Origin of the sequence: Rhizobium sp. AAP116 (assembly GCF_001295785.1) — a bacterium.
GTDB lineage: Bacteria > Pseudomonadota > Alphaproteobacteria > Rhizobiales > Rhizobiaceae > Allorhizobium.
This window is the reverse complement of sequence record NZ_LJIB01000025.1, coordinates 66,938-80,464: the sequence shown is the minus strand read 5'-3', so window position 1 is coordinate 80,464 and position 13,527 is coordinate 66,938. Positions and strand designations below refer to the sequence as shown.

The window sequence follows — 13,527 nt, the reverse complement described above, 5'->3', positions numbered from 1 at the left end:
CCTCGGACGCCTGCCGGCGACAACCAACCGGGAGGTGTGGAAGCACAGGCTCAGGCAAGCCTTGCGGCTTAAAAGCAGGTGGTCCTGCGCGATGTCCTCAGACCCGCCAGACAAGACTTTGTGCCGGAAGGTGTTGAAAAGGTTGAGACGCATTGCCTCGATCGGCTGCATGCCAACCGGTGGAACACATTTGAGCACATTCGTTTCAGAACAAGAGGCCGATAGCGATGACGTCGATTTCCCTGCTCAGCCCAGCCCAGATCCGGGCGCTCCCCAACTCGACGGTTAGCTCCTGGTCAGACGACGAAATCAGCCAGCTGTCGAGCACGCAGGTAGGCGCCCTGACGTCGTCCCAGATCTCAGCGCTGCAGACGGAAGCCGTCGCAGGCCTGTCGACGTCGCAGTTGAAGGCAATCGCGCCCCGTTCGATCACCGGCCTGACGCTGGACCAGATCACCGCCCTGTCGACTGAAGATGTTTCAAGTCTGGTCGCCTCGCAGATCGCGGCGATGTCGGCAAGCCAGCTCGGCGGGTTGTCTTCCGAGCAGTCCGAAGCCTTGACCCCCGCACAGGTCGCCAGATTGACCGCAACGCAACTGAGCGCTTTCAGCGCGGAAGACCTCGCGACGTTTTCGCCGGAAGACATGGCGGCGATCAACACGGCTGCCTTGCGCGGGCAATCTGCCGAGAGACTGGCCGGGTTCAGCACGACCCAGATCGCGGCCTTGAAACCGAACCAGATCGCAACGCTCACGCCAACCCAGATCGCAGCACTCACGCCCCAACAGGTCGGCGCCTTTTCGAACCAGCAGATGGCGGCCCTGAGTGCAACCCAGGTTGCAGCACTGACATCCGACCAGCTTGGCGCGCTCTCCGCGACGCAAGTCGCGGCCATTTCGCCGCGCGCGATGACTGGCCTCTCGACCACGCAGATTGCAGGTCTTGGCAATGAAAAGGTCGGTGCGTTGACCACGGCGCAGATGGCAACGCTGACCTCGAAGCAACTGCCCGCGTTTAGTACCGAACAGGTGGCCAATTTTTCGACAAGCCAGATTGCAGCGATCAATCCACGCGCCATGTCGGGTCTTTCGGTAGACCAGATCGCGGCTTTGTCGCCGGATCAGATGGCGAGCCTCACCGGCGCTCAGATTGCCGCTCTCACCCGCACCCAGATGTCAGCCTTCAGCGAAGAGCAGCTGGCTGCACTCACCGCAACCCAGATCAGGGCGCTCAGCGCGACACAGATCGCAGCCATGCCGCCAGCGACCGTCGCGGGCTTTACCGCAACACAGATCGCAGCACTCACACCAAAGGCCGTCGCTGGCCTGAATGCCGAGCAACTCGGCGCGATGAGTGTCGATCAGCTCAAGGGGCTCAGCACCTCTCAGATCGCGGCCATGACCGCAACCCAGATCGGAAGCCTGTCGAGCGACAAGGTCGCTGGTCTTTCGGCTGCCCAGATCGGTGCGTTGAGTTCGTCTGCCGTCACGGGCCTTACGCCTTCGCAGATCTCCGCCCTGACCCCTGGTCAGATTGGGGCAATGTCGAGCTCGCAGATCACGGCGCTGAAGACCACGCAGGTCGCAGCCTTCACGGCAGACCAGATCGCGGGCCTCACGCCAACGCAGATTCGCGGCCTGACAGGTCCACAGCTCGCCGCCATGCCCGAGAACGTCATCACGGGCTTTTCGGACGAACAGATCGCAGCCTTAAGCACGCGCGCCATCGCCGGTCTGACGGCCGAGCAGATTGGCGAGCTGTCGATGGATCAGCTGGACGCATTGAGCACCAGCCAGATCGGCGCGATGAATGCCACTCAGATCGCAGCATTGCCGCAAGAGGCCATTGAGGCGATGAGCCCGGCGAAGATCGCAGCCATTAGCGCAAAGGCGATCACCGGTCTGACATCGGAGAATCTGGCGTCGCTCGCACCGGCCCAAATCGCCGCCTTGACTGTCACCCAGATCAGAGGCCTCAAGGCCGACCAGGTCTCCGGCCTGACGGCGTTCCAGACCGAATCGATGACCAACAGTCAGATCACCGCCTTGACGGCGGCGCAGCTGTCGGCACTGTCGGTCGACGCTGTGAAGGTCTGGTCACCGTCGCAGCTTGCTGCGGTCTCACCGACCTCGATCAGCGGATTGACGACCGATCAGATCACCGCGCTGAACGACAGCCAGATCGATGGTCTCACCGCGGCACAGATTTCACGGATGAGCGGGCCGCAGATCGGCGCCCTGTCCAAGGAGCAGCTTGCAGCCTTCCTTCCGACCGAAATTGCGTCGATCTCCGCCAGCGCCATCTCATCGATTTCCGCGGACAAGATCGACGGTTTGAGCCTCGAGCAGATCGCAAGGCTGACCACGGCTCAGATTTCCGCCATGAAAAGCGAGCAACTGGTCGCCTTCACGCCCACGCAGCTTGCATCATTGACTTCCACCCAGCTGCAGGCCGTGACCTCCGCGCAAATCGCGGCCCTTTCACCGAGCAACATCGCATCGCTTTCACGCGAGCAGATTGCCAGCCTCTCCGCGCGCAGCATCGCGTCTCTGAGCAACGAACAGATCGCGGCCATGTCCGCCGATCAGATCGATGCCATGACGGCGACCCAAATCTCGGGCCTCACGGCAAGCCAGCTTGGCGCGATGCGCAAGGCAGACATCCTCGCCTTCCTGCCGGTAGAAATCGCAGCCATCAACACGACTGCGTTGAGCAGCCTCGATGCAGAGACCATCGCGGCGCTCAGCATTGACCAGATTGCCGCCATGACCCCGGCACAACTGGGCGCCCTGAGCACGGACCAGGTCGCAGCCCTGACGCCAACCCAGCTTGACGCCATGAGTGCAAAACAGCTGGCAGGCTTCGGCGCAACGCAGGCGACAGCGTTGACGACGGCGGCCTTGGGCGCCCTGACGCCGGATCAGATCGCAGGCCTCAGCACGGCCGCGATTGCCGCGCTCTCGACGACCCAGATCGCGGCCCTGTCGACAATCCAGATCGAAGCCCTGACCACCGCACAGATAGGTGCCCTGACGGCCACACAAGTGGCCGCCCTGACGCCGACCCAGCTGAGCAACCTGCCGGCCACGAAACTTGCCGCGATCAGTGCAACCGGCATTGCCGGGCTGACCACGCAGCAGATCGCCGGTCTGGGAGCGGATCAGATCAGCGCCTTGACGGCCGCACAGATCGGGGGACTGACCCCGGCACAGATCGGCGCGATGACGCCCCAGCAGGTCACGCTCCTGTCCAATACCCAGATCGCAGCATTGAGCGCCACTCAGGTCGCCGCATTGACCAACGACGCCCTGGCCACTCTGACGAGCGAAAAGATCGCGGCACTGACGGTCAAGGCGATCCCTGGCCTGACGGCGACACAGATCGCCTCGATGTCGACCACGCAGATCGAAATCATGAGCCAGGCCCAGATTGCCGCGCTCACCTCGACGCAGATCGGAGCACTTTCGTCGGCACAGCTGGCGACCTTCTCCAACGCCGAACTCGCCGCGATTGCCCCCACAGCGTTTCCCGGCCTGTCGGCAGCCAACATCGCGGGCCTCAGCCAGGAGCAGATCGGTGTTCTTACCGCCGCCCAGATCGGCGCCTTGACCTTCGACCAATTGAACGCCCTGCGTCCGGATCAGCTTGGCGTCATGACCCCGACCCAGATCGGAGCCCTGACGGCGACACAGATCGCCTCGCTTTCGGCAGGAACCATTTCCGGTCTGTCCGCCACCCAGATCGCAGCCATTTCAACCAAGGCCATCGCCGGCTTGAGCACGGCGCAGATCGCAACGCTGACCGCCAGCCAGATCGACGCGATGACTTCGGCGCAGTTCGGTGCCTTGAATGCGACCCAGTTGTCGGCATTCAGTCCGACAGCACTCGAAACACTGACCTCCGCCGACATTGCGGCCCTCTCGCCGAGCGCGGTAGGAGGGCTCTCGCCGACAGTGTTTGCCACCCTGCAGCCAGAGCAGATCGCGTCCCTGACAACGGGTCAGGTGGCGGCGCTGAGCTATCACCAGCTTCGAGCGATGACCCAGGATCAGATCGGTGCCATGACGACGGCACAGATCGGGGCGATGAACGCCGTCCAACTGGCAACACTGGGAACGGACAGGGTCGGCTGGCTGACGACGGACCAGATCTCGGCCATGGATCCCAAGGCGATTGGCGGTCTGAGCGTGGCCCAGGTCAGCGCCCTCACGGCCGCCCAGGCGGAAGCCTTGACGCCAGCACAGGTCGCGGGGCTCAGTTCGGCACAATTGACGGCGATGGGTGCGAACAACCTGCGGACCTTCTCGACCGAGGATCTGGCAGCCATCAGTCAGCAGGCGATCCCCGGGCTGACAGTCAGTCAGATTTCCAACATGACGTCGGCGCAGCTTCAGGCGATCACGACGACACAGTCCAACTACTTGAGCCCGGACCAGATAGCCGCCGTGCTCGCGGCTTACCAGGCGGCTGGATCCTGAAGACCTGGCTGAGGTCGGCCAGCGGTCGGCCTCAGCTCAGTTTCGGATCGTGAACTGAACGCGATCTGCCGGGAAACGGGTGACCGCATACTGAATCGGGCAGCCTGCCGGATCGGTATTCAGCGCACGGGTCACCAGTACGATCGCACCCGGCGTCAACTCGAGATGAACGACGTCATCAGGCTCTGCGTGGACGGCCGAGATCTCGGTGACCTCACGGACGTAGTCATCGACACCACAGCGAGAGAGCGCCCGGGTGATCGAACCCGTTTCGGCAAATGCCGTGTCGATGCCAGCAAACCGCTCTGCCGGAAACCACATGGTTGACCGTGAGACGGCACGACCGTCGGCCTTTCTGATGCCATCGAGCCGCAAGACCTCGTCGCCTGGATTGAGTTTCAGGCGCTTGACGAGATCGGCGGAGGCAATTTCGCGAGCGGACGACAGCAGGATCCCCTTGAGATCCCGCGCCTGCTCGCCAATGCCTTCGCTGAAGCGGGTACGCCTCCCGATCGGAAAGTCGAACTTGTCACGCTGGGTAATCATCGTGCCGCGCCCTTGGGCCGCGCGCACGATGCCCTCCTGCGCAAGCGCCGCCAGTGCCGCGCGCACCGTGTGGCGGTTGACGCCGAATTCCTCCGCCAGCGCCGTTTCCGCCGGCACCATGCCCGTCTTGTCATAGAGACCTGTCAGGATATTGGCGCGGATCCGATCGGAAATCTGGCGCCAAAGGGCCACGCCCTTCTGTCTCTGCATCACGGAAACACCGCCCCCTGTCACAAGCTTGTCACGACCACGCGTTACTCATAAAGTAACTTGTATGGTTGTCTATATTACTAGACATTTCGAGGACTGACAATGGAAAAAGCCACCGACATCGATCGCGGCGCCCAGACCGCCAGGAAGCGGATCGTCGATCTGCTTGCCAGGGCCACGCTCGCCGAACTTCAAGACGCCCTCACCGCCTTCGACCCGGCACCGGTCTACACCGCCCTGCGCGGACCCGAAACTGGTCTCGTGATGGTCAAGGGCCGGATCGGCGGTGGCGGCGCGCCCTTCAACCTCGGCGAAGCGACGGTCAGCCGGGCAAGCGTGCGGCTCGCAGACGGACGCATCGGTCATGGTTACCGCCTGGGCACTGACCGCAAGTCAGCACAGCTTTCGGCCGTGCTCGACGCGCTGGCGCAGGACGAAGCCGGCCGAGCCCTGGCTGAAACACGCCTCCTGGCACCGCTCGAAGCACGCGTCGCGGCGGAAGCCGCAAAGCTCGAAACCGAAACGGCCGCCACGAAGGTCGATTTCTTCACCATGGTTCGCGGAGAAGACTGATGCTCGAAGTGACTGAAAGCCTCGACGGCGGTTTCCCGGATGCCGTTACCCATGCCCAGACGGTCTTCCGCAGCATCATGGACGCAATGGCCCGCCCCGGCAGCGTCGGTGTGGTCGACGTGGCAGTTGCACCACCCGCCCCGCTCGGTATCGCGGCTGGCGCCCTGCTGCTGACTCTGTGCGACCACGACACGCCGATCTGGGTCACGCCTGTTCTCGCCAAGTCCGCCCTTTCAGGCTGGATCGGCTTCCACACCGGCGCCAGCCTGACGTCCACAAAGACGGATGCCAAGTTCGCCTTCGTCGAAGCAGGCGCGCCGGTCCCGTCGCTGACACAATTTGCGCTGGGAACCCAGGAATACCCTGATCGTTCGACGACGCTGGTCGTCGAGGTCCCATCGCTCGAGGGCGGCAAGCCTCTGCAACTGTCAGGCCCCGGAATTCGCGACACCGCCGTCATCGCTCCGAAAGGTCTGCCCGAAACCTTCCTGCGCCAATGGGCGGACAATGGTGCCCTGTTCCCGCGCGGTGTCGACATGGTGCTGACCGCGGGTCGCCGTTTCATCGCGCTGCCGCGCACGACCAAGATCCGTGAGATGGAGGCCTGAGCCATGTATGTAGCCGTCAAGGGTGGCGAAAAAGCCATCGCCAACGCCCACAAGCTGCTCGCCGACCGCCGCCGGGGTGACAGGTCGCTGCCGTCGGTGACGATCGATCAGATCGTGGCCCAGCTCGGTCTCGCCGTCGACCGGGTCATGGCCGAGGCCTCGCTCTACGACTGCACGCTCGCAGCCCTCGCCCTGAAGCAGTCGCGCGGCGACATGATCGAGGCAATCTTCCTCCTGCGCGCCTACCGCACAACGCTGCCGCGCTTCGGCACGTCTCGTCCGATCGAAACGGCCGAGATGCGCGTCGAGCGCCGTGTCTCCGCCACCTACAAGGATCTGCCCGGCGGACAGCTGCTGGGGCCCACCTTCGACTATACCCATCGCCTGCTCGATCCCTCGCTGCTCGATGACGAGACGGTGGATATGGGCGAGCAGCGCGAGGAAGGTCTCGATCCAGTCATGCGGGTCTCTGATATCCTCGATAGCGAAGGCCTGATCGAGCCGGATGGCGAGATGCCCGAGGATCATATCGCAGGCGACATCACCCGCGAGCCGATGGAATTTCCGATGCCCCGCGACCTGCGTCTGCAGGCGCTTGCCCGCGGCGACGAAGGCTTCCTTCTGGCACTCGGCTATTCGACCCAGCGCGGCTATGGCCGCACCCATCCCTTCGTCGGCGAAATCCGCATGGGGCTGGTCGAAGTCGAATTCGACGTGCCGGAACTCGGCTTTGCGGTTTCACTCGGCGAGATCCGCGTCACCGAATGCCAGATGGTCAACCAGTTCAAGGGTTCGGCCAAGGCTCCGCCGCAATTCACCCGCGGCTATGGCCTCGTCTTCGGCCAGAGCGAACGCAAGGCCATGTCCATGTCGCTGGTGGATCGGGCGCTCCGAACCGACGAATTCGGCGAGGATGTGGTCGCCCCCGCCCAGGACGAGGAATTCGTCATTTCCCATTGCGACAACGTCCAGGCGACCGGTTTCGTCGAGCACCTGAAGCTGCCGCACTACGTCGATTTCCAGGCCGAGCTCGATCTCGTCCGCCGCATGCGGACCAAGCACGAGGCGAGCCGAACCGAACAGACCGACCTGAAGGAGGCCGCAGAATGACCGCCCCGGCAACCGAACTCGCAACTTACAATTTCGCCTATCTGGACGAACAGACCAAGCGCATGATCCGCCGCGCGATCCTGAAAGCGATCGCCATCCCCGGCTATCAGGTGCCGTTTGCAAGCCGGGAAATGCCGATGCCCTATGGTTGGGGCACCGGCGGCGTGCAGGTGACAGCCTCGATCATTGGCCGCGACGACACGCTGAAGGTCATTGATCAGGGCGCTGACGACACGACAAATGCCGTGTCCATCCGCGCCTTCTTCCAGAAGGTCGCAGACGTCGCCGTCACCACCAAGACCAGCGAAGCGACGATCATCCAGACTCGTCACCGCATTCCCGAAGAAAAGCTGAGGGAAGGCCAGGTGCTGGTCTACCAGGTGCCGATCCCGGAACCGCTGCGTTTCCTCGAACCGCGCGAGACCGAGACCCGCAAGATGCATGCGCTGGAAGAATACGGCCTAATGCATGTGAAGCTCTACGAAGACATCGCCAGGCACGGCCGCATCGCAACGACCTATGCCTATCCGGTGAAGGTCGAGGGCCGCTACGTCATGGACCCGTCGCCGACGCCGAAGTTCGACAATCCCAAGATGCACATGTCGGAGGCGCTTCAGCTCTTCGGCGCCGGCCGCGAGAAACGCATCTATGCGGTCCCGCCCTTCACTGAAGTCGTCAGCCTCGACTTCGAGGATCACCCCTTCGAGATCCAGACATTCGACAAGCCCTGCGCGCTCTGCGGCGCCCACAACGTCTATCTCGACGAGGTTGTACTCGACGACAAGGGCGGCCGGATGTTCGTCTGCTCCGATACCGACCATTGCGAGACGCGCCAGGCCGAGGGCCATGTCGGCGAAATGCTCGCGAAGAATAAGGAGGCCGCCGAATGAGCGACCAGCCGCTTCTGAAAGTTCGCAACCTCTCCAAGTTCTACGGCAGCCGGATCGGCTGCTCGAACGTCTCCTTTGATCTCTGGCCGGGCGAAGTGCTCGCCATCGTCGGCGAAAGCGGCTCGGGCAAGACCACGCTTCTGAACTGCCTCTCGACCCGGCTGATGCCGACGACCGGCAGCGTCGATTACCACATGCGCGACGGCCAGTACCGCGAGCTCTATCACATGGGTGAAGCCGAACGCCGCTTCCTGATGCGCACGGACTGGGGCTTCGTGCACCAGAACCCCGCCGATGGTCTTCGCATGACGGTCTCTGCCGGCGCCAATGTCGGTGAACGCCTGATGGCCGTCGGCGATCGCCACTATGGCCGCATCCGCCAGACGGCGAGCGAATGGCTGGAGCGCGTCGAGATCTCGACCGATCGTATCGACGACCAGCCGCGCGCCTTCTCCGGCGGCATGCGCCAGCGTCTGCAGATTGCGCGCAATCTCGTCACCGGCCCGCGTCTGGTCTTCATGGACGAGCCGACCGGTGGCCTCGATGTCTCGGTCCAGGCCCGCCTGCTCGATCTCGTCCGCGGCCTCGTCAACGACCTCGGCCTCTCGGCCGTCGTCGTTACCCATGACCTCGCGGTCGCCCGCCTGCTGTCCCACCGGATGATGGTGATGAAGGACGGCCATGTCATCGAACACGGCCTGACCGACCGCGTCCTCGACGACCCGCGCGAACCCTACACTCAGCTGCTCGTATCCTCGATACTGCAGGTCTGACGGAGATATCAATGGCCACGCCCCTCATCGTTTCGGAAGTCGCGAAAAGCTTCACCATGCATCTGCGCGGCGGGCTCGTCCTGCCGGTCGTCTCCAACGTCTCCTTCTCTGTCGCATCCGGAGAATGTGTCGTGCTCGGCGGCCCCTCTGGCATCGGCAAGAGCTCGATCCTCAAGATGCTCTACGGCAACTACGCCGTCGACCAGGGCCAGATCCTGGTCAATCACGGCGGCCGCATCGTTGACCTTGCCAGCGCCGACCCGCGCACGGTGCTTGAAGTCCGCCGTGGCACGCTGGGTTATGTCAGCCAGTTCCTGCGCACCGTCCCGCGTGTCTCGACACTCGACGTGGTGGCTGAACCGCTCGTTGCACGCGGTATATCTGTAGACGAAGCGCGCGAACGCGCGAGCGAACTCCTAAGCCGGCTAAATTTGCCGCGCGATCTCTGGCAACTGCCGCCCTCCACCTTCTCCGGTGGCGAACAGCAGCGCGTCAACATCGCCCGCGGCTTCATCACCGACCATGCCGTGCTGCTGCTCGATGAACCGACAGCCTCGCTCGACGCGGCCAACCGGGCCGTGGTCGTCTCGATGATCCGCGCCAAGAAAGAGGCAGGCGTCGCACTGCTCGGCATCTTCCACGATGAGGAAGTCCGCGAAGCCGTGGCCGACCGGATCCTCGATGTCATGCTGTTTTCGCCGCGAAAGGCCGCCGCATGACGAAGAAGCTCGGGCTCGAACCCCTCGTCCACGACACCGCACGCGTCGTGAATTCGACGCTTGGCCGCTATACGGAAGTCGCCGATCGCTGCCGGTTGGATGAAGTCGAAATGGGCGACTACTCCTACATCATGCAGGACGGCTCAATCTGGTGTGCGACGGTCGGCAAGTTTGCCAACATCGCGGCTGCCGTGCGCATCAACGCCACCAACCATCCGACCTGGCGCCCGACGCTGCACCACTTCACCTATCGCGCGGCAGACTATTTCGACGGCGCCGAGAACGATCACGACTTCTTCGCCTGGCGTCGCGAAAACCGCGTCGTGATCGGCCATGACGTCTGGATCGGTCACGGGGCAACCGTCTTGCCAGGCGTCACCATTGGCGACGGTGCGGTGATTGGCGCCGGCGCCGTCGTGTCACGAGATGTAGCCCCCTACACAATCGTCGGTGGAGTCCCGGCCAGGCTCATCCGTGAACGATTTCCAAAGTCAGTTGCCGAACGGATGCAGGCGCTCGCGTGGTGGGACTGGGATCACGACCGGCTGTTCGCCGCACTCGACGATTTTCGTCACATGGACACTGAAGCTTTCCTCGAAAAATACGCCTAATCGCAAATTTTTCAGAGACTTACACAGTTTAACAAATCCTACACAAATCTGACATTCCGGCTTCACGGACCCGCGTTACTGCATTCCCAGCACCGCAATCAATGACGGCGAAGGAAAGATAATGCTCTTCAGGCTGGACAATCTCACCCGCCAGTTCGGGACAACCAAGGCCGTGGACTCGGTGACCCTCGAGATCCCCGCCGGCCAGATGGTTGGTGTGATCGGCCGTTCGGGCGCCGGCAAGTCGACACTGCTGCGCATGATCAACCGCCTGGTCGACCCAACCTCGGGCAGCATCCGTTTTGACGATCTCGAGATCTCCAATCTTCATGGCACGGCCCTGCGCAATTGGCAGCGCGACTGCGCCATGATCTTCCAGCAGTTCAACCTCGTGCCACGTCTCGACGTGCTGACGAATGTACTGCTTGGCCGCCTGAACCATCGGTCGACAGCCCTTTCGATCCTCAACGTCTTCACCCGCGAAGAGCGCCTGATGGCAATCGCCGCCCTCGAGCGGCTCGGCATCGAGCAGACAGCCCTGCAGGCAGCCGGAACGCTTTCCGGTGGCCAGCAGCAGCGCGTGGCGATCGCCCGTGCCCTGATGCAGTCACCGAAGATGATCCTCGCCGACGAGCCGATCGCCTCGCTCGACCCGTTGAACGCCAAGATCGTCATGGATGCGCTGCGCGACATCAACGAGCGCGAAGGCATCACCGTCATGACCAACCTGCACACGCTCGATACGGCCCGCAACTACTGCGAGCGCATCATCGGCATGGCGCGGGGCCGCGTCGTCTTCGACGGCACGCCGGCAGAACTCACGGCCGAGGCAGTGCACGAAATCTACGGCGCCGACCAGCATGGTGCCGGCATCGATGAAACGATGACCTCGACGAGCATCAACATTGCGCATCAGGACAACGAACAACGCAAGATCCCATCCGCTGGCCTGCGCCCTCTCGCCGTAGCCGAGGCCTGAGCCACGAAGATCGCTGGCCCTGCGACAAGGGCAATACCGAAAGACACTCCCTCATCCTACGAAACAGGAGATGCACTCATGTTGAAGAAGACCCTGCTCGCCACGGCGGCTCTCGTTGCTCTGGCTTCCGGCGTCCATGCCGAAGACCTCAAGGAATTCCGCATCGGTATTCTCGGCGGCGAAAACGAAGCCGACCGTCTGCGCAATTTCCAGTGCATGACCGAAAAGCTCCCGGCCGCTCTCGGCGTCGAGAAGGTCTCGCTCTTCCCGGCCGCCGATTATGATGGCGTCGTTCAGGGCCTGCTCGGCGGCACGCTCGATTACGCCGAACTCGGCGCCTCGGCCTTCGCCAAGGTCTACCTCGCCAAGGAAGACGCCGTCGAGCCGATCCTGACCACCGTCCAGACCGACGGTTCCAGCGGCTACTACTCGATCATGGTTGCCCGCAAGGATTCGGGCATCACCAAGATCGAAGACATCAAGGGCAAGAAGCTCGGCTATGCCGATGCGGACTCGACCTCCGGCTATCTCGTCCCCCTCGTCACCCTGCCGGAAGCCCTCGGCGCTCCGGTTGATCAGGTCGTCGCCTCCACCGGCTTCGGCGGCGGCCATGAGAACCTGGTTCTCGAAGTCGTCAAGGGCACCTTCGACGTCGGCACCACCTGGGGTTCGGGCGTTGGCGATTTCAAGGACGGTTACTCTTCTGGCAACCTGCGCAAGATGGTCGACAAGGGTGTCCTGAACATGGACGACCTCGTCGAAGTCTGGAAGTCCCCGCTGATCCCGAACGGCCCGATCGTCGTTCGCACCTCGATGAACGAGGACATGAAGATGAAGTTCAAGCAGTTCATGATGGAACTGCCGACCTCCGACCCGGCCTGCTTCTCGGCTGTCCAGGGCGGCGATTTCAAGGGCTACACCGACGTCACCGTCGACTTCTACAAGCCGATCATCGATGCCCGCAAGGCAACCATCGGCGGCTGATCGCTGACGAAACCAATAGGACCGCCGGCCGGGACACCGCCGGCGGTCTTTCCTTGAAGTCTTTTCCAAAGGATTTGCGGTGATGGCCATGACGGCGACACAGCCCACCCTGAGCGAGCGCGGCGCGGTCGTCGAGCGCCATTGGCAGGAACTGGCGGCGAAACGGCGCATCTATACCGGCCTTGGCGCCGTGATCCTGCTCCTCGCCGTGACCGGTTCGCTCTGGTTCGCCAACGACACCAATGCCGGCAAGTTCTTCGACCGCCTGCCCTACCTTTTTGACTTCGTGGGCGAACTCGTCCCCCGCGACGGTTGGGAGATATGGCGGGCCCTGTTCGACCTGCCCTCCCCCTATGACGACGGCAGCTTGAAATACAATTATCCGGAGGGTCGGTTCTACATCACCGACAGCCTCTACATCCCCGAATACTTCCACAAGATGCTGGAGACGGTGAATATCGCGCTCCTGTCCACCGTGATCGCGATGATCTTCGGCTATGCACTTGCCTTCCTTGCAGCCAAGAACACCATGCCGAGCGCCTGGATCCGCTGGCCGGTTCGTCGTTTCATGGAGATCCTGCGCGCCTTTCCGGAAGTGGTCATTGCAGGCTTCTTCCTGGCCATCCTTTCGCTTGGTCCCATCCCTGCGATCATCGCGGTGACGATCCACACCATCGGCGCACTCGGCAAGATGTTCTTCGAAGTGATCGAGAATGCCGACATGCGGCCTGACGAAGGGCTGCGAGCCGTCGGCGCCAACTGGTTCGAGCGCGTCTGGTTTGCCATCACGCCTCAGGTCATGCCGAACTTCATGAGCTACTTCCTGCTGCGCATAGAAATCAACGTGCGCGCCTCCACGATCATCGGCGCTGTCGGCGGCGGCGGCATCGGCGAAGCCCTGCGCCTGTCGATCGGTCAGGGCCACGAGGCAAAGACCCTCGCAATCATCCTTCTCCTTTTGTCGACAGTCATCGCCGTCGACCAGTTCTCCGCATGGCTGCGCCGCAAGCTCGTCGGCGAGCAGTCTTTCCAGTCGGTCACGTGAG

The 13,527-nt window shown here is 62.8% G+C and carries 12 protein-coding genes; 11 read left to right on the top strand and 1 reads right to left on the bottom strand.

Features of this window, described 5'->3' with window-relative positions:
• Nucleotides 1–227 precede the first annotated feature (227 nt).
• A complete protein-coding gene (locus tag IP85_RS14010) occupies nt 228–4,478 on the top strand; it encodes a hypothetical protein (protein ID WP_054150298.1) in 4,251 nt (1,416 codons plus the stop codon).
• A gap of 36 nt (nt 4,479–4,514) precedes the next feature.
• Here IP85_RS14010 and phnF read toward each other — a convergent pair whose 3' ends face one another.
• The gene (phnF, locus tag IP85_RS14005) at nt 4,515–5,234 is read right to left on the bottom strand and encodes a phosphonate metabolism transcriptional regulator PhnF (protein WP_054150297.1); all 720 of its coding nucleotides are present in this window, start codon (nt 5,232–5,234) and stop codon (nt 4,515–4,517) included.
• 102 nt (nt 5,235–5,336) lie between these two features.
• Here phnF and phnG point away from each other — a divergent pair, with 102 nt between their 5' ends.
• From phnG to phnE, 10 genes are all read left to right on the top strand, one after another.
• Nucleotides 5,337–5,807, top strand: coding sequence for a phosphonate C-P lyase system protein PhnG (phnG, locus tag IP85_RS14000; protein WP_054150296.1), 471 nt, complete (start codon nt 5,337–5,339; stop codon nt 5,805–5,807).
• Nucleotides 5,807–6,415, top strand: coding sequence for a phosphonate C-P lyase system protein PhnH (gene phnH / locus IP85_RS13995; protein WP_054150295.1), 609 nt, complete (start codon nt 5,807–5,809; stop codon nt 6,413–6,415). The genes phnG and phnH overlap by 1 nt, the downstream gene beginning before the upstream one ends.
• Before the next feature lie 3 nt (nt 6,416–6,418).
• On the top strand, nt 6,419–7,525 hold the full coding sequence (locus IP85_RS13990; protein ID WP_054150294.1) for a carbon-phosphorus lyase complex subunit PhnI: 1,107 nt from the start codon (nt 6,419–6,421) through the stop codon (nt 7,523–7,525).
• The gene (locus IP85_RS13985; protein ID WP_054150293.1) at nt 7,522–8,415 is read left to right on the top strand and encodes an alpha-D-ribose 1-methylphosphonate 5-phosphate C-P-lyase PhnJ; all 894 of its coding nucleotides are present in this window, start codon (nt 7,522–7,524) and stop codon (nt 8,413–8,415) included. Before IP85_RS13990 ends, IP85_RS13985 begins: the two co-directional genes overlap by 4 nt.
• A complete protein-coding gene (gene phnK, locus IP85_RS13980) occupies nt 8,412–9,188 on the top strand; it encodes a phosphonate C-P lyase system protein PhnK (RefSeq protein WP_054150292.1) in 777 nt (258 codons plus the stop codon). Before IP85_RS13985 ends, phnK begins: the two co-directional genes overlap by 4 nt.
• A gap of 11 nt (nt 9,189–9,199) precedes the next feature.
• Nucleotides 9,200–9,907, top strand: a complete 708-nt coding sequence (phnL, locus tag IP85_RS13975) for a phosphonate C-P lyase system protein PhnL (RefSeq protein WP_054150291.1) — start codon at nt 9,200–9,202, stop codon at nt 9,905–9,907.
• Nucleotides 9,904–10,518, top strand: coding sequence for a DapH/DapD/GlmU-related protein (locus IP85_RS13970; RefSeq protein WP_054150290.1), 615 nt, complete (start codon nt 9,904–9,906; stop codon nt 10,516–10,518). The genes phnL and IP85_RS13970 overlap by 4 nt, the downstream gene beginning before the upstream one ends.
• A 121-nt stretch (nt 10,519–10,639) precedes the next feature.
• Entirely contained in the window at nt 10,640–11,497 is an 858-nt protein-coding gene (phnC, locus tag IP85_RS13965) for a phosphonate ABC transporter ATP-binding protein (RefSeq protein ID WP_054150289.1), read from the top strand.
• A 78-nt stretch (nt 11,498–11,575) separates the two neighbouring features.
• Nucleotides 11,576–12,481, top strand: a complete 906-nt coding sequence (gene phnD, locus IP85_RS13960; protein WP_054150288.1) for a phosphonate ABC transporter substrate-binding protein — start codon at nt 11,576–11,578, stop codon at nt 12,479–12,481.
• Between the two features lie 82 nt (nt 12,482–12,563).
• Nucleotides 12,564–13,526 carry a phosphonate ABC transporter, permease protein PhnE gene (phnE, locus tag IP85_RS13955; protein WP_054150287.1) on the top strand — a complete coding sequence of 321 codons (963 nt, stop codon included), beginning with the start codon at nt 12,564–12,566 and terminating at the stop codon, nt 13,524–13,526.
• Nucleotide 13,527 lies beyond the last annotated feature (1 nt).

Bases quoted from the DNA above. Each gene is read 5' to 3' on its own strand.
- IP85_RS13990 (WP_054150294.1), top strand. From the start codon at position 6,419: ATGTATGTAGCCGTCAAGGGTGGCGAAAAAGCCATCGCCAACGCCCAC.
- phnD (WP_054150288.1), top strand. From the start codon at position 11,576: ATGTTGAAGAAGACCCTGCTCGCCACGGCGGCTCTCGTTGCTCTGGCT.
- IP85_RS13970 (WP_054150290.1), top strand. From the start codon at position 9,904: ATGACGAAGAAGCTCGGGCTCGAACCCCTCGTCCACGACACCGCACGC.
- phnL (WP_054150291.1), top strand. From the start codon at position 9,200: ATGGCCACGCCCCTCATCGTTTCGGAAGTCGCGAAAAGCTTCACCATG.
- phnE (WP_054150287.1), top strand. From the start codon at position 12,564: ATGGCCATGACGGCGACACAGCCCACCCTGAGCGAGCGCGGCGCGGTC.
- IP85_RS13985 (WP_054150293.1), top strand. From the start codon at position 7,522: ATGACCGCCCCGGCAACCGAACTCGCAACTTACAATTTCGCCTATCTG.
- phnC (WP_054150289.1), top strand. From the start codon at position 10,640: ATGCTCTTCAGGCTGGACAATCTCACCCGCCAGTTCGGGACAACCAAG.
- phnH (WP_054150295.1), top strand. From the start codon at position 5,807: ATGCTCGAAGTGACTGAAAGCCTCGACGGCGGTTTCCCGGATGCCGTT.
- IP85_RS14010 (WP_054150298.1), top strand. From the start codon at position 228: ATGACGTCGATTTCCCTGCTCAGCCCAGCCCAGATCCGGGCGCTCCCC.
- phnG (WP_054150296.1), top strand. From the start codon at position 5,337: ATGGAAAAAGCCACCGACATCGATCGCGGCGCCCAGACCGCCAGGAAG.
- phnK (WP_054150292.1), top strand. From the start codon at position 8,412: ATGAGCGACCAGCCGCTTCTGAAAGTTCGCAACCTCTCCAAGTTCTAC.
- phnF (WP_054150297.1), bottom strand. From the start codon at position 5,234: ATGCAGAGACAGAAGGGCGTGGCCCTTTGGCGCCAGATTTCCGATCGG.